Source organism: Corallococcus sp. M7 (genome assembly GCF_054512695.1).
This window is the reverse complement of record NZ_CM137252.1, coordinates 9,820,451-9,841,239: the sequence shown is the minus strand read 5'-3', so window position 1 is coordinate 9,841,239 and position 20,789 is coordinate 9,820,451. Positions and strand designations below refer to the sequence as shown.

The 20,789-nt window shown below is 70.5% G+C and carries 23 protein-coding genes; 17 read left to right on the top strand and 6 right to left on the bottom strand.

Annotated features, from left to right (window positions below):
- Nucleotides 1–8: 8 nt before the first annotated feature.
- Genes ACX114_RS39735 through ACX114_RS39720 form a run of 4 tightly spaced genes read right to left on the bottom strand, consistent with a single transcriptional unit; the run spans nucleotide 9 to nucleotide 3,244 of the window.
- Complete coding sequence (locus ACX114_RS39735; RefSeq protein ID WP_459293251.1) at nucleotides 9–491, bottom strand: hypothetical protein; 483 nt, start codon at nucleotides 489–491, stop codon at nucleotides 9–11.
- A 3-nt stretch (nucleotides 492–494) separates the two neighbouring features.
- Nucleotides 495–1,433 carry a proline dehydrogenase family protein gene (locus ACX114_RS39730; protein WP_459293249.1) on the bottom strand — a complete coding sequence of 313 codons (939 nt, stop codon included), beginning with the start codon at nucleotides 1,431–1,433 and terminating at the stop codon, nucleotides 495–497.
- A gap of 37 nt (nucleotides 1,434–1,470) precedes the next feature.
- A complete protein-coding gene (locus ACX114_RS39725; RefSeq protein ID WP_459293247.1) occupies nucleotides 1,471–2,352 on the bottom strand; it encodes an alpha/beta fold hydrolase in 882 nt (293 codons plus the stop codon).
- On the bottom strand, nucleotides 2,345–3,244 hold the full coding sequence (locus tag ACX114_RS39720; protein ID WP_459293245.1) for a lysophospholipid acyltransferase family protein: 900 nt from the start codon (nucleotides 3,242–3,244) through the stop codon (nucleotides 2,345–2,347). The genes ACX114_RS39725 and ACX114_RS39720 overlap by 8 nt, the downstream gene beginning before the upstream one ends.
- On the opposite strand from ACX114_RS39720, the gene ACX114_RS39715 reads away from it, so the two are divergent.
- From ACX114_RS39715 to ACX114_RS39660, 12 genes are all read left to right on the top strand, one after another.
- A complete protein-coding gene (locus ACX114_RS39715; RefSeq protein ID WP_459293243.1) occupies nucleotides 3,243–3,740 on the top strand; it encodes a hemerythrin domain-containing protein in 498 nt (165 codons plus the stop codon). The genes ACX114_RS39720 and ACX114_RS39715 overlap by 2 nt on opposite strands.
- A 180-nt stretch (nucleotides 3,741–3,920) precedes the next feature.
- Entirely contained in the window at nucleotides 3,921–4,445 is a 525-nt protein-coding gene (locus ACX114_RS39710; RefSeq protein WP_120592783.1) for a cell wall protein, read from the top strand.
- Between the two features lie 134 nt (nucleotides 4,446–4,579).
- Nucleotides 4,580–5,443: a tryptophan 2,3-dioxygenase gene (locus ACX114_RS39705; RefSeq protein ID WP_206882619.1), complete on the top strand. Its 864-nt coding sequence runs from the start codon at nucleotides 4,580–4,582 to the stop codon at nucleotides 5,441–5,443.
- A 124-nt stretch (nucleotides 5,444–5,567) separates the two neighbouring features.
- Nucleotides 5,568–5,744 carry a hypothetical protein gene (locus ACX114_RS39700; RefSeq protein WP_158616773.1) on the top strand — a complete coding sequence of 59 codons (177 nt, stop codon included), beginning with the start codon at nucleotides 5,568–5,570 and terminating at the stop codon, nucleotides 5,742–5,744.
- A gap of 127 nt (nucleotides 5,745–5,871) precedes the next feature.
- A complete protein-coding gene (locus tag ACX114_RS39695; protein ID WP_459293240.1) occupies nucleotides 5,872–6,429 on the top strand; it encodes a Uma2 family endonuclease in 558 nt (185 codons plus the stop codon).
- 13 nt (nucleotides 6,430–6,442) lie between these two features.
- Nucleotides 6,443–7,570, top strand: a complete 1,128-nt coding sequence (locus ACX114_RS39690; RefSeq protein WP_459293238.1) for a hypothetical protein — start codon at nucleotides 6,443–6,445, stop codon at nucleotides 7,568–7,570.
- A 52-nt stretch (nucleotides 7,571–7,622) separates the two neighbouring features.
- Complete coding sequence (locus ACX114_RS39685) at nucleotides 7,623–9,083, top strand: adenylate/guanylate cyclase domain-containing protein (RefSeq protein WP_459293236.1); 1,461 nt, start codon at nucleotides 7,623–7,625, stop codon at nucleotides 9,081–9,083.
- A gap of 20 nt (nucleotides 9,084–9,103) precedes the next feature.
- Nucleotides 9,104–9,523 carry a type II secretion system protein GspG gene (locus ACX114_RS39680; RefSeq protein WP_459293234.1) on the top strand — a complete coding sequence of 140 codons (420 nt, stop codon included), beginning with the start codon at nucleotides 9,104–9,106 and terminating at the stop codon, nucleotides 9,521–9,523.
- Between the two features lie 143 nt (nucleotides 9,524–9,666).
- The gene (locus ACX114_RS39675) at nucleotides 9,667–11,025 is read left to right on the top strand and encodes a universal stress protein (protein ID WP_459293232.1); all 1,359 of its coding nucleotides are present in this window, start codon (nucleotides 9,667–9,669) and stop codon (nucleotides 11,023–11,025) included.
- 140 nt (nucleotides 11,026–11,165) lie between these two features.
- A complete protein-coding gene (locus tag ACX114_RS39670; RefSeq protein ID WP_459293230.1) occupies nucleotides 11,166–11,747 on the top strand; it encodes a Fis family transcriptional regulator in 582 nt (193 codons plus the stop codon).
- A 138-nt stretch (nucleotides 11,748–11,885) separates the two neighbouring features.
- Nucleotides 11,886–12,338, top strand: a complete 453-nt coding sequence (locus tag ACX114_RS39665; protein ID WP_459293228.1) for a hypothetical protein — start codon at nucleotides 11,886–11,888, stop codon at nucleotides 12,336–12,338.
- 133 nt (nucleotides 12,339–12,471) lie between these two features.
- Nucleotides 12,472–12,888 carry a hypothetical protein gene (locus ACX114_RS39660; RefSeq protein ID WP_459293226.1) on the top strand — a complete coding sequence of 139 codons (417 nt, stop codon included), beginning with the start codon at nucleotides 12,472–12,474 and terminating at the stop codon, nucleotides 12,886–12,888.
- 175 nt (nucleotides 12,889–13,063) lie between these two features.
- Here ACX114_RS39660 and ACX114_RS39655 read toward each other — a convergent pair whose 3' ends face one another.
- Nucleotides 13,064–13,732 carry an SCO family protein gene (locus ACX114_RS39655; RefSeq protein WP_459293224.1) on the bottom strand — a complete coding sequence of 223 codons (669 nt, stop codon included), beginning with the start codon at nucleotides 13,730–13,732 and terminating at the stop codon, nucleotides 13,064–13,066.
- A 153-nt stretch (nucleotides 13,733–13,885) separates the two neighbouring features.
- Here ACX114_RS39655 and ACX114_RS39650 point away from each other — a divergent pair, with 153 nt between their 5' ends.
- From ACX114_RS39650 to ACX114_RS39640, 3 genes are read left to right on the top strand one after another with little or no spacing between them, the layout of a single operon-like run.
- Nucleotides 13,886–14,182 carry a hypothetical protein gene (locus ACX114_RS39650; protein ID WP_459293222.1) on the top strand — a complete coding sequence of 99 codons (297 nt, stop codon included), beginning with the start codon at nucleotides 13,886–13,888 and terminating at the stop codon, nucleotides 14,180–14,182.
- Nucleotides 14,182–15,018, top strand: a complete 837-nt coding sequence (locus ACX114_RS39645; RefSeq protein WP_459293220.1) for a cytochrome c oxidase subunit II — start codon at nucleotides 14,182–14,184, stop codon at nucleotides 15,016–15,018. The genes ACX114_RS39650 and ACX114_RS39645 overlap by 1 nt, the downstream gene beginning before the upstream one ends.
- On the top strand, nucleotides 15,015–16,748 hold the full coding sequence (locus ACX114_RS39640) for a cytochrome c oxidase subunit I (RefSeq protein ID WP_459293218.1): 1,734 nt from the start codon (nucleotides 15,015–15,017) through the stop codon (nucleotides 16,746–16,748). Before ACX114_RS39645 ends, ACX114_RS39640 begins: the two co-directional genes overlap by 4 nt.
- Here ACX114_RS39640 and ACX114_RS39635 read toward each other — a convergent pair.
- Nucleotides 16,745–18,292, bottom strand: a complete 1,548-nt coding sequence (locus ACX114_RS39635) for a glycosyltransferase 87 family protein (RefSeq protein WP_459293216.1) — start codon at nucleotides 18,290–18,292, stop codon at nucleotides 16,745–16,747. The two genes, ACX114_RS39640 and ACX114_RS39635, sit on opposite strands and share 4 nt — an antisense overlap.
- 870 nt (nucleotides 18,293–19,162) lie before the next feature.
- Here ACX114_RS39635 and ACX114_RS39630 point away from each other — a divergent pair.
- Both ACX114_RS39630 and ACX114_RS39625 read left to right on the top strand, forming a co-directional pair.
- Nucleotides 19,163–19,738 (top strand): hypothetical protein, encoded by a 576-nt coding sequence (locus ACX114_RS39630; protein ID WP_459293214.1) that lies wholly within the window; start codon nucleotides 19,163–19,165, stop codon nucleotides 19,736–19,738.
- A complete protein-coding gene (locus ACX114_RS39625) occupies nucleotides 19,735–20,733 on the top strand; it encodes a c-type cytochrome (protein ID WP_459293212.1) in 999 nt (332 codons plus the stop codon). The genes ACX114_RS39630 and ACX114_RS39625 overlap by 4 nt, the downstream gene beginning before the upstream one ends.
- Nucleotides 20,734–20,789 lie beyond the last annotated feature (56 nt).

The following is a 20,789-nucleotide window of genomic DNA, read 5'->3' as shown; positions in this document are numbered from 1 at the left end:
GGAGGCCCTCAGCCCGCGCTCCCCTGGGGCGCGGGCTCCTCCTCCTTCACCAGCCAGCGCATCGTGGCCTCCGTCACGATGCCGAACAGGGCCGTCTGGGCGAACAGCCAGACGTGCTCCGCGCGCGACCAGGTGTTCGCGAGCGCCGTCGCCTTGAACACGGGGAAGGCCGCGCGCTCGAACGCCAGCACCCCCAGGCCCAGCAGCACGCCGCTGTGCAGCAGGGTCCACTTCGCCGTGCGCACCCGCACCAGGCCCCAGCCCATGCCCAGCAGGGGGCCATAGCCCGCGCGCAGCGCGAAGGCCCACTGCGACGCTTCATGCCGGGACAGCTTCCGGCGGAACAGCCGGCTCAGCACGTGCCGCGCGATGTTTCGCGCGGCGTAGGGCGGCGGATGGCCCAGCCAGGCGTTGCGCACGGTGACCAGCAATCCCAGCGCACCGGTACCCACGGCTCCGGCGACATAGGCCGCGGCGTATGGATTCCTCATGGGCTACCCCTTCATCAGGTTGCGCATCACGAACCACAGGTTGGCCGGACGCTCCGCCAGCCGGCGCATGAAATAGGGATACCAGTGCTTCCCATACGGGACATAGACACGCACCGGGTGCCCGTCCTTCGCCAGCTGCTCCTGGAGGTCGCGCCGGATGCCATACAGCATCTGGAATTCGAAGGCGCCCCTGGGCAGATGCTGACGCGCGGCGTATTCCAACGTGGCGTCGATCATCCGCTCATCATGCGTGGCGATGCCGTGATACACGCCGCTGTCCAACAGGATGCGCATGCAGCGCACGAAGTTCGCGTCCACGTCCGCCTTGTCCGGGAAGGCCACGTCGGGACCCTCCAGGTAGGCCCCCTTGCACAGCCGGATGCGGACGCGCTCGGCGCACAGGGCCTTCGCGTCCTCCTCCGTGCGCCGCAGGTAGCTCTGGAGCACCGCGCCCACGTGCCGCTCACCGAACTCCGAGTGCAAATCCCGCACGATGTCCAGGGTCGTCTGCGTGACGGCGCTCTCCTCCATGTCCACGCGCACGAACGAGTCCCGCGCCGTCGCGTCCGCCACCACCGCCCGCGCGTTCTGTAGCGCCAGGTTCCGGTCGAACAACAGGCCGCACTGCGTGAGCTTCAGCGACACGTTGGCCCGCACGCCCACCTGGTCGATGCGCGCCAGCAGCCGCAGGTATTGCTTCACCTCGTCGCGAGTCTCCTGCGGTGAGCGCACCGCTTCGTTGAGGTGGTCGAAGCTGGCCATCAGCCCCTTCGCCGTGAGGGCCTTCACCGCGTCCACCGCTTCCTCCAGCGTCTCTCCCGCGATGAAGCGGGACGCCAGCTGGCGAAAGGGTTTGAGCCGCGTGGCCACGTCCTTCAGGTTGGACTGACGCGACAGGAACAGCAGCGCGGAGCGGGACAACTGATCCGAGGCAGTGGTCATCTGAGTGTGTTCCCCCGCGACTAGAAATAACGCCTGCTCAGTCCGGGTGCCGCGACAGGAAGTCGGACACGCGTTCATTGAACGCTTCCGGGTGGCTCATGTACGGCAGGTGACTGGCCGTCTCCAGGAACTCCAGCCGGGCACCCGGCACATGCGCCGCCACGTCGCGCGCCGCGGCCGGAGGCACCAGCAGGTCGCGGCCGCCCTCGATGATGAGCGTGGGCACGCGCAGCTCCTGGAGCCGGTGCAGGAAGTCCGCGGCCAGGATGTCGCGCAGCCGCCGCATCAGCTCCAGCGACGACAGGCGCCGGGCCTCGCGGACGATCTCCGCCCGTCCCTCCGCCGGCAGCCACCGGCCTCCCAGCACGCGCGCCACCGTGGGCGCGAACACATACGCCAGCGGCCGGGGCGCACGGACCAGCGTGGACAGCGTCAACGCCAGCCGCCGCACCTTGCGCACGCTGGCCACCGGCGACACCAGCACCAGCGCCTTCACCCGCTGGGGGTGCTCCAACGCATACGCGATGGACAGCAGGCTGCCGTAGGAGGACCCCATCAACGCGAAGCGCTCCGGCAGCCCTGCCTCCGGGTGGTTGAGCACCGACAGGTTCCACTGCAACGGCGTATGGGTCGCGGGCGTCTTCAGCGGCGGCGTCCACAACAGCAGGTTCCACGCCTCCGCCAGCGGCTCCATGGGCGCGAAGGAGCGGCCACTGGCGCCCAGCCCCGGAAGACAGACCACCGTGCGTGATACATCCCTGTTGCCCCCGGGGAAGGTGAACAGCCGCACCGCCGTGCCCCGGACGACGCGCTCCTCGCAGTCCAGCCGCTCGTAGCCTCGCTGGATGTCTTCCACGTCCGGCACCAGCGGCGGCGGGCGGGGCGGGGCGGGGACGGGAGTCGAGGCGGTATCAAGCATGGCAGGCCCTCAGCAGCAGGCGCCGGACGCTGGCGGCCACACGGTCCCGGAAGGCTCTCACGCGCGACTCCGACGCACCCGACGGCGGCGGCTCATGGGGTTCACCCACGGCGAAGGTTAATTGAACTGGCAGCGGCAGGGGCCCCAATCCCATCACCAACGGCATGCGGTATTTGTCCTCCGCGGCCAGGCGCACGCACCACCGGTCCTCGTCCGGAGGCCAGAAGAAGGTGTCATCCACCCCGAAGCCGGCGAAGGGCACCACCGGCACCCCGGCCTGCATGGCCAGCCGGACGAAGCCCAGCGCACGCTCCCACCGGAGCCGGTAGCGGCCCTGACTGCGTTTGAAGGTCTCCCGCGCGCCGCCCGGATAACAGACGACGAGCTGCCCCTCCTGGAGCGACCGGAGCGCGTTCTCCCGCGTCCCCTCCACCCCGCCCAGCCAGGGCAACACCGTGCGCACGAGGGGAATCTTGAAGAACCCCCGCTCCGCGAGCCCCAGCGGATAGCGCCCCGTGGCCTGGTGCAGGAGGTGGAAGAAGGCGGGGGTCTCGTATCCCCAGACACCGTGATTGCCCACGAGCAGCAACGGTCCCTGTCTGGGCAAATGTTCAGCTCCCACCAGCCGGGCGCGGTGATAACGCGCGGACAGGGCGGCGCCGCCCTCCGCGAAACGGAAGACGGCCTGACGGACGCTGGTGAGTGGGTTTTCCACGGTGGAGCCAATGATGCGGCCGCCCTCGCGCGCCGGCACCCTGGAACCAGGCGGCCGGGCAGGGGCTCCACCGCCGCCATCACCGGAAAAGGGCATGCACGCCAGCAGGCTGCCTTTCACCGCCGCCGGAGGGGTGCGGTTGTCTGCTTCCGGAGCCGTGCTGATGCTTGGGGGCATGGCCGGCCCTTTTGACATCCTTCTTCAGCAACACCGCGAGCTGGAGGAGCTGCTGGAGCGGCTGGCTTCGGAGGCGGACACGGAGGAGCTGACTCACGGTCAGGAAGCCCTGTCCCGCCTCCTGCGCCTGCACTCCCGCCTGGAGGAGCGCTGTGTCCAGCCGCTGCTGACTCGCGTGGAGGGCCGCACCCGCGCCCGCGAGGAGGCCGAGGACCATCTCACCCTGCGAGAATTGATGGAGGAATTGCAGGAGCTGACGCCTCGCGGTGTCGAGTGGCAGGCACGCCTGTTCACGCTGGAGGATCAGGTCGTGGCGCATGTGCAGGCCATGGAACACGGGGTGCTCCCCCGCCTGTCCGCGTCCCTGGACGAGGAGGAATTGGAGGAACTGGGACACGACCTGGCACTGACGTACGAGGAACTGCTGGATCGCTCGCAGCACCCCCCCGCCTCCGGTCGTGGAGCGTTGTTGGAACCCCTGCATTGGGATGCGTGAGAAGCGCCTGAAAGCGTCGCCGGCCCCCATTTCCCGGGCCTTTCTCGCCTGCTGATACGCAGTGGCGTCACAACTTTTTATCGCTTCCTTCGACAATTGCCTTTCTGGAAGGTATTGGTAGTCCGGCGTGCCGGTTCACGCCAAGGCAATGCTCCCCCCTTAAACCGAGGATTGGTCGAAATGTCAGTTGACAAGGCGTTCCGCGAGATGATTCGCAACGAGATTGAAGTGCAGCTCAAGCCCCTGCGCGACGTGGTGTCTCGTCTGGAGTCGGGCACGGCGGACCTGGATGCGCTGCGCAGCGTGGCCGAGCGGCTGGCGCCCCTGGCTCAGGTGGTGGGCCCCCTCTTCGGCGCGAACGCGCCCGCGGCTGGCAAGGCCGGTCGTCGTCCCGTGGGTCGTCCGGCGGGCCGGGCCGCGGTGAGCGCGCCGGTGGCGGCGGCGGGTGGCAAGCGCCGGGGCCGCAAGCCGGCGGCGGCGGAGGGCGGCGCCCGTGAGTGCGCCATCAAGGGCTGCGGCAAGCCCAGCCGCACCAAGGGCTACTGCGCCGCGCACTACCAGAAGCTGCGCATGCTGGAGAAGACCAACCGCCGTCCCTCCGAGTGGTCCGACTACGCCAACCCCAACAGCGTGGAGGACATCAAGCTGCCCCGTGGCCGCGCCGCCTCCAAGGCGCTCGCGGAAGCCGCTCAGAAGAACGCTTAAGCAGTATCAGTCGTCGCCCCGGCCCGGGCATACAGGTGGACCGCGTCCTTCCGTCTGGAAGCACGTGGCAGGAGTGACCGCGCGGAGGATGTGCTTGCGCCGCGAGGGGGTTGGTGTGCATGAGTGCCCGGGCCATGAACAAACGCGACCTGGAGCCTGGAATCGTCACGGACCTCGCGGGCCGGACGACCTATGGCGATTACCTGCAGTTGGACCGCCTGTTGTCCGCGCAGGTGCCCCGTTCCCAGCCTCCCCATCACGACGAGCTGCTGTTCATCGTCCAGCACCAGACGAGCGAGCTGTGGATGAAGTTGCTCATCCACGAGCTGTCCGCCTGCATCCGTTACATCCAGGCGGACCGGCTGGAGCCGTCGTTCAAGATTTTCGCGCGCGTCGCGCACATCCAGCGGATGCTCTTCGAGCAGTGGAGCGTGCTGGAGACGCTCACGCCGAACGAGTACCTGGAGTTCCGCGACACGCTGGGCCACGCGTCCGGCTTCCAGAGCTTCCAGTACCGGGCGCTGGAGTTCCTGCTGGGCAACAAGGACGACGCGGCGCTGGGGCCCTTCAAGCACGTGCAGGGCGTGCACGCGGAGCTGGACCGCCTGCTGGAGTCGCCCGGCATCTACGACGAATTCCTGCGTCACCTGGCGCGCATGGGCCACGACATTCCCAGAAGCCACGTGGAGCGTGACTGGCGTCAGCCGTATGAGAAGAGCCCCCAGGTGATGGAGGTGTTCCGGCGCATCTACGAGGACACCGAGAAGCACTGGGACGCGTATGAGATGTGCGAGAAGCTGGTGGACACGGAGGAGCGGTTCCAGCTCTGGCGCTACCGTCACATGATGACGGTGATGCGCATCATCGGCTTCAAGCAGGGCACGGGCGGCTCGTCGGGCGTGGGCTTCCTGCGCAAGGCGCTGGACCTGCGCTTCTTCCCGGAGCTGTGGGACGTGCGCACGGCGCTGACGCCGCCCGCGAAGCCCCGGGGCGCCTGAGGGCCCCTGGGCCCCGCTCGTGCCCCCGCATGCTCCGCGGACCGGCAGGGGCGGGGTGCCAGCCGGGGCACGGGCTCCCTAGCTTGGGAGAGGTCAAATCCTCTCAACCCGCGAAGGAGCCACCATGGGTGAGCACGAAAGCCCCCGGAAGGAACCGCAGCTTCCGGAAGACGAACAGAAGAACAAGCGTCAGGCGGGAGACCGCCCCGTCCCCACGCCGGGCCACATTGGCAACATGCCGGACAACGGCGAGGGCCCGGGTGGCATTGGCATCAAGCTGCCCGAGGGCGGCGGCGACTGAGTGAAACATCCGGAGATGTTTCAGGCCCGGGGGCCCTTCCAGGGCTCCCGGCCACCGGGGTACACGTGTCAGACGGGCATGAGAGTGTCCGGGCATGTCCCTACCTGCTAGGTTACACGTCCCTGAGATGACCCGAAAGCCCGCCACCTACGCCGACCTGGAAGCGCTCCCTTCGAATCAGGTGGGGGAGATCGTCAACGGGGAGCTGTACGCGAGCCCCCGGCCGGCTTCGCGGCATGCCGTCGCGGCGTGGCATCTGGGAGGCGAGCTCTACGGTCCCTTCGACCGGGGCCGTGGAGGCCCTGGAGGGTGGATCATCCTTGCCGAGCCGGAGCTGCACCTGGGCAAGGACGTCCTGGTGCCGGACCTCGCGGGTTGGCGCCGGGAGCGGATGCCCAAGGTGCCTGACGTCGTGGGCTTCACGCTGGCGCCGGATTGGCTGTGCGAGGTGATGTCCCCGTCGACGTTCCGGTTGGATCGGGCCCGGAAGCTGCCCATCTATGCCCGAGAGGGCGTCAAACACGTCTGGATGGTGGACCCGCGCGAACACATGCTGGAGGTCTTCCGGCTGGAAGGCGGCCACTACCTGCTACTGGGGGCCTACGGGAACTCGGAGACCGTCCACGCGGAACCCTTCGAGGCGCTTCCCCTGGAACTCAAGGTCCTGTGGGAGGACGTCGAGTAGGCTTCACCGCACCATGTCCGCGCCCGCCGGAATGACGCTGCTCTTCGAACAGGCCCACATCCTCTGCTACCGCACGTTCGACATCGCGGAGGAGATCGACCTGGAGCGCGCGCGCAAGGCGCTCTCGGAGGACTCGCGCCGCTTGAAGCTGTCGCGCGAGAACAGCCAGTACATCCAGCTGCCCAACCCGCCCGTGGCCTATGAGCTGGGCCGCAGGCCGCTCGCGCTGCGCGGCGGTCCCGTCACCGTGGACGCCACCGCGCGCCTGTTCGACCACGGCGCCGCGTCCATCATCCTGCGCGTCCCCGTCGCTCCCGGCACCACCTGGGAGACGCTCACCCAGGTCGCGGACGAGCTCTATGACAGCCAGGCCCTGGAGGACCTGGCGCGCGAGCTGGTGGAGGGCGTGCGCCGCACCATCGCCGCCGCCGTGCAGGGGCCGCACCTCTGGGACCAGAGCGAGAGCTACACCGTCATCTTCGCCGAGCGCATCCAGGGCAACCCTTCCGCGGAGGAGCTGTTCCAGCGCGCGGACATCGCGCGGCTGTTGCTGGGAGAGAGCACCACCGCGCCGCTCGCGCCGCGTGAGCGCGAGGCCGTCACCCAGGTGCGCTTCAGCTACACCGCCCATGACCTGGTCGTCGTGGACTGGAACAGCGCGTTCGTCTACGAGCCATCCGGCTCGCGCGACATCCCGGACCTGTTGGAGATCGCCAACGCGCAGCTCCTGGAGTTCCGCTACTACGACGAGCGGTTGGACAAGCACATCGCGCGCATCCACGACGAGGTGCAGGCGCGCAAGCCCGGCTGGCTCACGCTGTTCCGAAGCCCCTACCGCAACCTCGCGCGCGAGACGCTGGGCACGCTCGTGGACCTCAACGAGTTCGTGGAGCGGGTGGAGAACAGCCTGAAGATCATTGGCGATTTCTACCTGGCCAAGGTCTACGAGGGCGCCGTGCGCCGCCTGCGCATCCCCGCGTGGCAGGCCTCCGTCACGCGCAAGCAGCAGCTGCTCGCGCAGACCTATGGCCTGCTCAAGGGCGAGGTGGACATCGACCGCTCGCACGTCCTGGAGGTGATGATCGTCGCGTTGATCATCCTGGAGATCGTCATGGCCTTCAGTCGGGTGTTCGAACACTGACGGCCACGGTTGCGCTACGCTCGCCGGACAGGCGTGTCACGGAGGCTTCCACGTGAGTGCATCAAACCCCCTCTTCGGTGATTTGTTGCTCAAGCTGGGCGTCGTCACGCCGGGACAGGTGCAGGAGGCGCTCGCGCTCCAGGCCCTCACCGGCCAGCGCGTGGGAGAGGCGCTCATCTCCCTGGGCTACGTGTCGCGCGAGCAGATTCAGGACGCATTGGGAGAGGCCCTGGGCTTGAACCACGAGAAGGGGCCCGCGCAGCCGCCCCTGGGCGAGCTGCTGGTGGGGCTCAAGTACGTGACGCTCGCGCAGTTGGACGAGGCGCTGGCGCGGCAGCGGCGCGACGGGCGGCGGCTGGGGGAGATCCTCGTCGAGCTGGGCCACTGCACGTACAAGCAGATCTACGAAGCGCTGGGCGTGCAGAACCGCATCGTCGGCCGGCAGGACCTGCCGCGTCCCGCGACGGAGGGGCGCCGCCGGGTGGTGGTGGTGGACGACAGCCCCCTGGCGTGCGCCTTCGTGCAGGAGGGGCTGGTGGCCCTGGGCTACGAGGTCCTCTGCTTCCAGGACCCCTACGAAGCCCTGGAGGGCATGGGGCGCCTCCAGCCGGCCATCGTGCTGAGCGACCTGGAGATGCCCGGGCTGGACGGCGTGGAGCTGTGCCGGCGGCTGAAGGAGGGCCCGCGCAGCGCCATCCCCGTCATCATGCTCACCGCCAACGACCGCGAGGCGGAGCGCGTGCGCGGCCTGCGCGCGGGCGCGGACGACTACGTGAACAAGTCCGCGTCCATGGACGAGCTGGCGGCGCGCATCGAGAGCGTGGTGCGCCGCACGGACGAGACGGAGCGCATGCGCAAGCTGTTCGCGCGCTACACGTCCGACGCGGTGGTGGAGGAGATCCTCAAGAGCGCGGACGCGGCGGTGCTCGCCGGCGAGAAGCGCGAGGTGACGGTGCTGTTCGCGGACATCCGCAACTTCACCGGCCTGGCGGAGAGCCTGCCTCCCGAACAGGTGGTGGCGGTGCTCAACCAGGTGCTGGGCCGGCTGTCGGACGCGGTGCTCACCTGCGGCGGCACGCTGGACAAGTTCCTGGGCGACGGGCTGATGGCCGTCTTCGGCGCGCCGGTGGGCCGCCCGGATGACGCGCTCCGCGGCCTGCAGTGCGCGAAGATGATGATGGAGGCCGTGGCGGAATTGCGCGCCGTGGCGGAGGCCGAGTGGGTGGCCCACGGCCGCGAGGGCCGGCCCCTGGTGCTGGAGCTGGGCGTGGGGCTCAACTCGGGCGTGGTGGTGTCCGGCAACATCGGCAGCGCGATGCGGGCGGAGTACACCTGCATCGGCGACGCGGTGAACGTGGCCGCGCGGCTGTGCGCGCTGGCCGGGCCGGGGGAAATCCTGGTGGGCGAGCGCACGCGCGAGCTGGTGGACGCGAACGAGACCGCCTTCGAGGACCTGCCGCCGGTGCGCCTGAAGGGCAAGCAGCAGCCGGTGCCGCTTTACCGCGCCCTCTGACGCGGTAGGGTGAGCGGGCCATGTCCGCCACCTCGTCCCCGTCCGCCATCCCCGAGAAGTCCCGCCGCTCCCCGCTGCCCTGGGTGGCGGTGGTGTTCGCGGTGGCGCTCGTCGTGGCCCTGGTGCTCACCGCCTTCCGCCGCCGCGACCCCGAGCAGGCCCAGCGCATCCACGCCGACTTCACCCTCATCCTGGACGCGCTGGAGCGCTACCGCGCGGACCACGAGGGGAAGCTGCCGGAGGAGGGGAAGCTGGACGAGATACTGGTGCCCCGCTACCTCCACGCCGTGCCCCTGGACCCCTGGGGCCGGCCCTACCACTACGCGAGCAGCGACCAGGGCGTGTTCTTGTCCAGCTTCGGCCGTGAGAACCAGCGCGGCGGCACGGGCGACAACCAGGACCACACCAACCACGACGGGCACCAGCAGCTCCTGCGCTAGGGAGGGCCTCGCCGCCGGGCCGCCCCACCCTGGTGGGCAGGCAGGCCGGCATGCCCGGGCCGCACGTCACCGGGCACCCGGCGTGCGCATCCTTCCTGACGGGGGAGGCTCCAGCGGGCATTGCCTCCTCGGGGGGCCCTGCCATGGCCATCATCTGCGCAACCAACCTGTCCGCCGACGCCGCGCACGCGGCCACCGTCGCGGCGACGCTCGCCGGCCGCCTGGGAGAGCCCCTGCTGCTCCTGGGGGTGGATGACGAGGTGCCGGACGCGGAGGCTCCGGACGCCCTGTCCGCCGCGGAAGGGGGGCTGGCCGCGGAGGCCGCGCGCCTGAGGGCCTTCGCGGGCATGGTGGAGCCGCGCATGCAGCGGGGCGCCTCCGTGGAGACGCTGCTGGGGGACGAGGAGTGCCGCAGCGCCCGGCTGGTGGTGGTGGCCGCCGAGGGCTGGCGCACGTCTCCCTGGCGCAAGACGTCCCTGGCGGAGCGCCTGGCCCGCCACGGCTGCGCCCCGGTGCTGGCGGTGCGCCGGGACACGGCGCTCCTGGACTGGGCCCGGGGCCGGCGCCGGCTGCTGGTGATGGTGGGGGTGGACCCCCGCTCCTCCACGTCCGACGCGGCCATCACCTTCCTGCGGGAGCTGCGGCGCGTGGGCGGATGCGACGTGCTGGCCACGTACGTGTGCTCGCCCCTGGAGGAGCGCGAGCGGCTGGGCATCCACACCCCCGTGCACGTGGAGCGCCTGGACCCGCGCGAGCGCAGCATGGAGGGGCTGGATCCGCTGGTGGAGCGCGTGCTCCACCGCGAGGTGCGCGAGCGCCTGGGCGACCTGGAGGGCGAGGGGCGCGTGGAGGTGGTGCTGGAGCCCGGCTATGGCCGCCCGGCGGACCACCTGCTGCACGTGGCCCACGCGCGCAGCGCGGAGCTCACGGTGGTGGGCATGCACCTGCGCGGCGGCATGCAGCGGTTGTGGCACGGCTCCGTGTCGGAAGGGGTGCTGCGCCACGCGGAGCGCTCCGTGGCGTGCATCCCTCCCGGAGTGCGCGAGCCTCGCCGGCTTCCTCCGCCCCGGAGCGCGCTGGTGCCGGTGGACTTCACCGTCGCCTCGGGACAGGCCATCGCGCAGGCGTGCTCGCTGGTGGGGCCGGGCGGCCGCGTGCACCTCTTGCACGTGCACCGGCTCCGGGGCCGCGAGCGGGGCCCCCGGGACTTCCACGGCGTGCTCCCGGAGCCCGACAGCGAGCGGGACCGGGTGCTGAAGCGGCTCTGGGCGCAGGTGCCCGGGGACACGGTCGCGCAGGCGGTGCACTGGAGCGTGGAGGGGGTCAGCGGGGACGACGTCGCCATCGCCATCTGCCAGGCCACGGAGCGCGAGGGCGTGGACCTGGTCTGCGTGGGCACGTCCGCCCGGCGCGAGGTGGTCCCGGACGTGCTGGAGGAGGCGGTGGCGCGCGAGCTGGTGCTGCGCTGCCGCCGGCCCGTGATGGTGGTGCCTTCGGTTTGACCCGGGAACGGGCGTCCAGTGGAGGGGCTCCCCGGGAAACGGGTCCCTGTTTTTTTCCCGCACGTAAGGGATTGAACAGGCGACCCTGGAGGGCGTTAGACTTTGGGAGGACCCGCTTTCCCAGAAGGGTAGGGCATCCCGTGGCTCTTCGCGGTTATCGAGAAGAGGACCTCGTCTCCAACCGAGCATCGCTGATCATCCACGGGGGCACCGAGGATGAGCGCAGGGCCTGGGCGGAGGAAGCCGCGCGCAACTTCGGCGTCCCGCTCACGGAGGTGCGCCAGGCCCAGGAGCTGGCCGCGGCGCTCCGTCAGCCCAATGGCGTGGTGTTCATCGCGGACGCGGGCAAGCTGCCGCTGGACGCCCAGGGCCTCATCCTGCGCTGCCTCCAGATGCAGGAGGAGCGGCCCAAGGTGGTGGTGGGCGTGTCCGGCACCGCGATGGCCGCCCTCACCCGGGGCACCCTGCGCGAGGACCTGCACTACCGGCTGAACCAGGCGCAGGTGGACCTGCAGACCGACGGCCTGCGGGACGCGCTCAAGCGCCGCTGGGCGCAGCAGGCGGAGGTGCTGGCCGTGCGCGCCGCCGCGCTGAAGGCCGCCGAGGAGAAGGAGCGCGCCGCCGCCGCGGCCCGCCGCCCCGGCTCCGTCACCCGCATCCTGCCCAAGCGCAAGGCCGCGGCCCCCGCGCGCAAGGGCGCGCCCCGCAACGCGGTCCGCTGAAACCCGATGGAGCCTCCCGCGAAGGGGGGCTCCCAGAGGGGGCCGGGGGCGGTCCGGGGCGGGGAATGGGTACTACTGGAAAGATGGGCTAGAGTTGTTCCCAGCCGTCTTTCCTCTCCTCTCCGGAGCGAAACCGCAATGTCCCAGCAAGCCCCTGGCAAGAAGCGTGGTCTGTCCCGTCCCGTGGAAGTCGTCCGCGCGGAGCTCCTCAAGGATCCCGAGACGAAGCGCATCGCGGATGCCGTGGGGATGAAGCTGGAGGACTACGTCGAGCTGGTGCTCGAGTACGCCCAGGACAAGGACAAGGAGCCCATGCTCAACGTCGTGTCCGACGAGGAGCTGAAGGCGAACGGCTTCCCCGTGCACACGGTGGAGGAGGTCGGTGAGTTCCTGGTCGCGGGCGCCAAGGGTGAGCTGCCCGGCCAGGGCAACCCCTTCGCCAAGTCCGAGTTCGAGGCCAGCAAGAGCGCCGGGGCCGGCAAGCCGAGCCTGAACCCCGCGGCCGAGACCCCCAAGGCCCCCCAGGACGAGGCGAAGCAGAAGGAGCTGATGGACCAGCTGAAGAAGGGCGGCGGCGGAACCCGGGGCTGAAGCCCGCCTGGGAATCTCCGTGAAATAGATCGGAAAATGGGGAGGAAACATTTTCCTCCCCCCTCCGAGAATCCTTTTGAAGCTTCACTCCGGCTCACACTCTCCAAACCAAGTTCAAGTAGGGGGTTTCACCATGGGCGGCATCGGCAAGGTTGTCAGCAGCGTCGCGAAGACGGTCTCCAACATCGCGGGCGGCGTCGCGAACATCGCGGGCAAGGCGCTGAACTTCGTTCAGAACCCCATGGGCGCCATCGCGGGCGGCCTGAAGGGCATCGCGGGCGGTCTCCTGGACAAGCTCCCGTTCGGCCTGGGCAAGCTGGCGAAGCCGTTCGTGGACAAGTTCATCGACTCCGGCGCGTCCCTGCTCTCCAAGGGCCCCCTGGCCGGTCTGTCCCAGCTGACCAAGTTCGCCCCCACCGTGAAGTCCATCGCGGACATCGCCGGCGTGGTGAAGGATGGCGCGGACAAGGTCGGCGCGCTGGCCTCCCAGCCCGCGCAGCAGAACGTGCAGAACCTGTTCGCCCACGCCCAGGCGGCGCTGCTCAACTGAGTTCCCCGCTGAAGTTGGCGTGACTCAGGCACGAAGGCCGGTACTCACCGCGAGGTGGGGCCGGCCTTTCGGCTTTGCGGGCTACGATTTCGGCTCCGTTACGGGCTTGGGCCCGGGTGGAGTGCGACCCGGCGTGTCGCACCCGGAGTGCGGGCGCGATCAGGAAGGGGGGGCTTCAGCCCTCTTCGCGGGTGATGCGGAAGGCGTCGGTCTCCAGCTTCTGGGTCGCCTCGGGGTCCGCGCTGTCGTAGTAGCCGCGAATCTCCCCGGTGCCGTCCACCAGCACGAAGTGGGTGCCGTGGAAGATGGAGAGCAGGTCGTCCTCGGGGGCGCCGGCCTCGCGGCCCATGCTGATCTTGAAGCCCTGGACGATGGTGTCCTTGAGGGTGGCGTAGTCGCCGGTGAGGAAGTTCCAGCGGGTGAAGTCCGCTTTGTACTTCGTCCCGTACTCGGCCAGCCGCTCCGGGGTGTCGTAGGCCGGATCCACGGAGAAGGACACCAGCTGGAGGTCCGTCCCCAGCTTCGCGGTGTGCTCCTGCACGCGCGCCATCTTCTGCGTGAAGACGGGGCAGACGGTGGGGCAGCGGGTGAAGATGAAGTTGGCGATGAACGGGCGGCCGCGGAGCTGCTTCAGTCCGAAGGGCTGTCCGTCCTGCCGCGTGAAGGTGAAGTCCGGCAGCGCGCCCAGGCGGGGCGGCGGCTGGGAGCGGTCCTTCACCATGTCGTGGACCGCCACCCCCATGAAGCCGAGCGACGCCACGGCGATGCCTGCCCAGACCCACGAGCGGCGGACGGGACGGGAGCGGGGAGCGGCGGACGGAGACGAGGGCGATTCGACGGACATGCGTCGGCACGTACGGCATCGGCGGGGGGCGCACAAGCGCCGGGCCTGGCGGGGTAGGGGCTGGCCGCATGCGAGGCATGAGGGAGAGTGGCCGCTCCCGAGCGGACGGGGTGCTGCTTGAGGGGACGTTGGGTGCGTGCTAGCCCGGAGGCCATGTCCCAGGCCCTCTTCCAGCCCCCGGGTGGACGCGCTTCGCAGGGCGGATGGGGAGGCTTCCGGGCGCTGGCGCTCGGAGGCTGGCTCGGGCTCGTCGGAGGGCTGGTGCCGGCGGCGGCGTGGGCGTGCCCCTCGTGCACGGCCCGGGCGCCGGAGTCCCCGGGTGGGGCGGGCGAGCTGCTGCTGGCGCTGATGCTGGTGCCCTTCGCGTTGGTGGGCGTGGGGCTCTGGGCGGCCTGGCGGGCGGGGAAGGCGGATCGGGCTTCGGCCCCCGTGGAACAGGAGCACCCGTGATGGCGCAGTCCCCCGCGTTGCCCTCGTCATCCCCGAGCGACGTCGCGCCGCCGGATGCGCAGGCGCCCCTGGCGGTGCCTCCCGCGCGGAGCGCCTGGAGCCTGGCGCCGCCGGAGAACGCGAGCGCGACGGGCGACCGCATCGACGCGCTGCTGGCCACGAGCCATGGCTTCGACGTGGCGCTGGCGGCGGTGATGCTCGGGTGGATGCTGCTGGCGGTGGCGCGCTTCCGGGGCGCCCGGAAGGTGGCGCCGGACGGGGGCACGCGGCGCTCGAAGGCGTGGGTGCTGGGGCTGGCCGTGTGCGCGTTCGGCGTGGTGGACGGGACGCTGTTCCTGGGCTCCCAGGGCTACCTGAACGACGTGCTCTGGAACTTCCGCGTCCCCACGGAGGATCCGCGCACGGTGCGCATCCAGATCAACGCGCACCAGTGGTCATGGGAGGCGCGGTACGCGGGCGCGGACGGGGCGTTCGGCACGAAGGACGACGTGGTGACGTGGAACGACCTGCGCGTGCCGGCGGACGTGCCCGTCTGGGTGCAGCTGGTCTCCACGGACGTGGTGCACGGGTTCTCGCTGCCGGCCTTCCGCGTGAAGCTGGACGCCATCCCGGGCCGCGTGAACCAGACGTGGTTCCAGGCCGCTCGCGAGGGCTCGTGGGAGGTGGCCTGCTATCAGCACTGCGGCACCAGCCACTACCGGATGCGCGGCATGCTGACGGCGCTGTCCCCGGAGGCGTACGCGGCGTGGCTGCGCGAGGCGAGCCTCAAGGCGGTGCAGGCCTACGACCCGGATGACACGGCGGCCCACTGGGGCTGGGTGTGGAGGACGCCATGAAGGCGGGGGCGCTGCTGAAGTCGCTCTGGACGACGGACCCCCAGCGCGTGGCGCGGCAGTACCTGTGGGGCGGGTTCCTGTTCCTGCTGGTGGGCGGCCTCTTGGCCATGCTCATCCGCTTCCAGTGGGCGTGGCCCGGGCAGCCGGTGCCGGGGCTCGCGTGGGTGCTGCCCGAGTCGAAGGGCGCGCTCACTCCGCCCACGTACACGGCCGTGTTCACGATGCACGGCCTGTTGATGATCTTCTTCGCGGTGACGCCGCTGCTCTTCGGCGCGCTGGGGCACTTCGTGCTGCCGCTGGCGATTGGCTCGAAGCAGATGGCGTTCCCCCGGCTGTCGCCGTTCGGCTTCTGGGCCTATGCGGCGGGCGGCGCGCTGATGCTGGTGTCGTTCGTGGTGCGGCTGGGGCCGGCGAGCGCGGGTTGGACGTCGTATCCACCGCTGGCGACGCCCGCGTTCACGCCGGGGCTGGGGCAGACGCTGGTGACGGTGGCGGTGCTGTGCGTGGGCGTGTCCGCGTTCCTGTACGGGCTCAACTTCGTCGTCACGGTGGTGCGCTGCCGCGCGCCGGGGATGACGTGGGACCGGATGCCGCTGGTGGTGTGGGGGCTGTTCTACGGCGCGGTGCTCAACGTGCTGTTCGTGCCGGTGCTGGCGGCGGCCACGGTGCTGCTGCTGCTGGACCGGGTGGCGGGCACGCAGTTCTTCATCGCGGGCGCGGCGGCGGTGGGCGGGGGCGGCGACCCGGTGGTGTACCAGCACCTGTTCTGGCTGTTCGGCCACCCGGAGGTCTACATCCTCATCCTGCCCGCGTGGGGCATGGTGGGGGACTTCGTGGCCTTCTTCAGCCGCAAGCCCGCGCACGGCTACCGGCTGACGGCGGGGGCCATGGGCGTGGTGACGGCGCTGAGCGGCGCGGTGTACGCGCACCACCTGTTCACCAGCGGCATGGCGCCGGTGCTGGGGCGCACGTTCATGGTGCTGACGCTGCTGATCTCCCTGCCGGCGGAGGTGATGTTCCTCAACTGGCTGATGACGCTGTGGCGGGGCAGCGTGCGGCTCACGTCGCCGATGCTCGCGGCGCTGGCGACGATGATTGTCTTCGGCCTGGGCGGCATCACGGGGCTGGCGCTGGGCGCGGTGGCGACGGACGTGCCGCTGCACGGGACGATGTGGGTGGTGGGCCACTTCCACCTGACCATGGGCGCGGCCAGCTTCCTCGCGGTGTTCGCGGGGCTCTACTTCTGGTTCCCCCGCATGTACGGGCGCGCGTTGGACGAGCGCATGGCCAAGGTGCACGTGGTCCTGAGCGCGGTGCTGTTCATCGCCGTCTTCGGTGGCCAGTTGGTGGCGGGCTACGCGGGGCAGCTGCGGCGGCTCTATGACCCGTACCAGTACACGTTCCTCGCGCACCTGCTCACGTTGAACCGGTGGACCAGCTGGGCGGCGTTCGCGCTGGGCGCGGCGCAGTTGGTGTTCGTGGTGAACCTGGTGCGGACGCTCGGGTGGGGCCGGGCCGCGGAGCCGAACCCGTGGCGCGTGGGCACGCTGGAGTGGATGGACGCGGGCCCTGGCGCGGTGGTGCTGCGCGGGCCGCATGCGCTGTCGCAACCGGAGGTCCAGGAGCAACTGGGTCGCGACTGGATTGGCCAGGCGGAGCCGCTGCCCTCGGGCGTGGCCGTGGAGGAGCCGGTGGTGCAGCCGGTGCCCGGGGTGGAGGGCGCCGTCTAGCGGTGCTCCCAGAGGTCCACGCCGCCGGCGGTGCCCTCGGGGAAGCGGCGGACGAAGTGCTGCTTGAACCAGGGGCGGCCCTGCGGCGTGAGCTGCCACTCGCCCCGCCAGCCGAGGACGACGAAGCGGCAGGCGCCCAGCATGATGCGCAGGGCCTGCTGGGCCTCATCGGCGGAGAGGGCCTCGTCGGTGGTCTCGAAGCGGTCGCCGGTGCTCATGGCGTCCTGGAGCATGGTGGCGTAGCCATCCACGATGGGCGTGGCGCCCATGGGGAGCCGGCCCGCCGCGAGCGCCCAGCCGGGCTCGAAGGAGTAGAGGCACGCCTTGGGAGGCACGTCGGAGCGGATGTGCTTCGCGAGCGCCACCACGTCCGGGGCCTGCAACTGGGCGCTCTGGTAGACGTGCCGCGCGCCGGGAACGAACGCGACGGCGAACAGGAGCGCGGCCACGGCGTGTGAGGCCGTGCGGCCCCAGCGGGTGCTGAAGGCATGGAGCACGGACGCGCCCAGGCCCGCGAGCACGGCCTCCGAAGCGGCGAGGTGCGCGTTGTACTGGTTCCAGTAGGTCTTGGACGCGAGGAACAGGGCCACGCTGAGGACGAACGCGGAGGCGAAGAAGCGCGCGGCGGGGCGGTGCTCGGGAGCGGCACGGAAGGCGCGGACGCACGCGGCGCCCAGGCCCACGAGGGTGAGGACGACTTCGCCCCACCGGCGCTCGTGGAAGATCTCACGCAGGCGCAGCCAGCGGTCCAGCTCGCCGTCCGGCGGGCGCACGGCCTGGAAGGTGATGACGTCGCGGAGGAACTCGGAAGGGGCGAGCGCGGCCAGCGGGCCCACGACGACGACGAAGGTGGCGGACGCGACGAGCACGGGCAGGAGCGCGCGGCGCCAGGACTCCTTCCCCGGGCGTGAGAGCAGCGCGGCGATGAGCCAGAGTCCTCCCGGAATCTTCACGGAGATGGCGAGGCCCAGGAGCACGCCCGCGCCGATGCGGCGTGCTCGGGAGTGGGTGTCGGAGGCGAGCCAGAGGTTCGCGAAGCCCAGGCACAGGACGTTGAGCAGCGGCTCGAGGAACGTGCCGCGCTCCACGAGGGCGGCTTCCGGATACGCGGCATAGGCGAGCGCGGCCACGCAGCCAGCGACCGGACCCCAGGCGCGCCAGGCGACCCGGCCCGCGAGGAACACGCACAAAGCGCCCACGGCGGCGGCGAGGTAGCGGGTGATGCCGTAGGCGGTGGCCGCGTCGAGCCCCAGCGTGAGCGCGGCGCCGGGAGCCCAGAGCAGGAGGGCGCCGGGCGGATGGACGAAGATGAAGTCGCGGTAGGGCAGGTCCCCGCGCAGCAGGAGCGACGCGGCGGAGAAGTACACGCCCTCGCCGTAGTCCATGGGATAGCCCATGGCACCGGAGCGATGGAAGAACGCCAGTGCACGCAGCACCCAGGCGCCCAGCGCCACGATGATCAACGGCCAGAGGTCCAGGCCCCGGGAAGCACGAGAGGGGACGGACAGGGACGGCGCTGCGAGCGGAGTGGGCGCGGGTTCCATCGGAGTCAGCGCGGCAGGCTACTACCGGCGGACCCACACGCACGCGGAGTTCTTGCGTCGGGAAGCACGGGCGAGCCAGGGACGCATCGCATCCCGGGGATGCGGACCGTTCGCGTCGGAGTTCCGTGCCACGCGGCTTGGCGGCGCATGAGCCCCGATGGAGCTCGCTTGGTACGTTCGTCGTCCCGAGTGCGCGGAGCCATCAGCGCCGGGTTTCCATGCCACGCGGCCTGGAGGCGCGAGGACTTCGCTCGATTTGCAGTCCCGGAGGCTCGGGGCCGTTAGCGCCGGGTCGCCGTGCCACGCTGCCCGGATGCGCGTGGGCTCCTGCTTGAGCTGGCTTCGTACGTTGGCAGTCCCGGAGGCGCGGGGCCGTTAGCGCCGAGGTGCCGTGCCACGCTGCCCGGATGTGCGTGGGCTCCTGCTTGAGCTGCCTTCGTACGTTGGCAGTCCCGGAGGCTCGGGGGCCGTTAGCGCCGAGGTGCCGTGCCACGCTGCCCGGATGCGCGTGGGCTCCTGCTTGAGCTGGCTTCGTACGTTGGCAGTCCTGAGTCTCGGGGCCGTTAGCGCCGAGGTGCCGTGCCACGCTGCCCGGATGCGCGTGGGCTCCTGCTTGAGCTGGCTTCGTACGTTGGCAGTCCTGAGTCTCGGGGCCGTTAGCGCCGGGTTTCCATGCAACGAAGCCTGAATGCCCGTAGGCACTGCCCGGACTGGTCTCGTGCGTTGCTCCGCGCCCCACGCGATTGCCGTCCTCCTCACGGGTGCGATGCGCGGAGGTGATTCGGTCGATGGGTGCCGCTCCGAGGGACGGGGGGCCGCCCGGCTTCCTGGTGCTTTCCGCCGGGCCCAGGCATGCGAGAGTCCAATCCCGTGAGCACGAACGCCCCCGCCGGGACACTGGCCTCCACGTCCCCCCAACGTGACGAAGCGAACCTCTGGTTCGGCACCGTCATCGCCCATGGTGCGGCGGCGATGCTCTTCTGCGCGATGGCCTTCACCGCGGGCTTCTACCGGCTGCGCGGCTTCTGGCCTCCGGTGTCCGCGCGCCCGGGTGTCCTTGTTCCCGCGCTGGCTGGTGGGCTCCTCGTCGTCGGGGTCGTGCTGCTGCACGTCGTACTCAAGCAGTCGCGACCGAACCGGCTCACGTTGGCGGGCGTGCTGGTCGCTGGTGCGGGAGTCCTGGCGACGCAGGCCGCGTGGCTGCACGTGCTGTTCTGGTACCGGGACCTGCGCGTCCCCGACAGCGGTGTGTTCGCCTCCGCGCTGTATGGCCTGTCGGCGGTGCAGGCCGCGCATCTGGGGGTCGTGCTCTTGGGGTTGCTGCGCGCGGGACTGCGCGTCCTGCGCGGTCAGGACGCCAGCGCTCCGTTGCGGCGCGCGCTGCCCGGTTGGTGGTGTTCGACGGTGATGTACGGCGTCCTCTTCGCGGTGGTGTACCTCCCATGAAGCCCACTTCCTGCTTCTCGTTCCGCATGCTCGCCGTGCTCGCGTTGGGGGCGCTCGCTCCCGCGTGCCGCAAGGAGACGCCCACCTTCGAGCCCCTGAAGCTCGCGGACGGCACCGTCATCCCCGCCGCGACGCTGGCGCGTGGATATGACGTCTACACGCACTACTGTGCGTCCTGTCACGGCGAGAAGGGCGACGGCCAGGGCCCCGCAGGCTCCGGGATGCGGCCTCCTCCGCGCAACTTCCACCAGGGCCTGTACAAGTTCGGCGGCGTGGCGGCAGGCGAACTGCCCACCGACGACGCGCTGAAACGCACGCTGCGCCGGGGCCTGCACGGCACGCCGATGTTCGCGTGGGACGTGCCTCCGGCGGACGTGGACGCCGTGGTGCAGTACCTCAAGACCTTCAGCCCGCGCTGGAAGCAGGAGTCCCCTGGCGCCGCCATCGCCCTGTCCGAAGATCCGTGGAAGGGCCGTGAAGCCGAGGCCGTGGCGCGAGGCCGCACCGTCTACCACGTGGCCGGCAAGGGCAACGCAGGCTGCGCCAGTTGCCACGTCGCGTACCTCCCCCGAGCGGAGCTCGCCGCGCTCACGGAGAGCGTCACCGGCCGCAAGGTGAACCTGGCGAACGTGGATCCGTACACGGCGCTGCAGCGGGATTCGGACTACTCGCTCACCGTGGACGCGAAGGGCGAGGCCACGCAGTTCGCCAAGGTGCTGCCGCCAGACTTCCTCTTCCACCGCCTGCGCACCGTGTGGCCGCAGGACACCCGCGTGGAGGGCCAGCCGTACACCGCGCAGGCCCAGCGCGAGGACCTCTACCGCGTGATGGCCGCGGGCGTCGGTGGCGCCGCGATGCCTTCGTGGAAGGGCGCCATCCCGGAGGAGAACCTCTGGGCGCTCGCGTACTACGTGCAGAGCCTCGTCGTGATGCACGACACCCGCGCCGCCCGCGACCTTCAGTCACGGTTGCGTGACTCGAAGATGCAGGAATAGCGGATAGATGCAGCAACCTGAAAAGTAGGTCTTCCTGGGAAACTAATTCCCAGCCG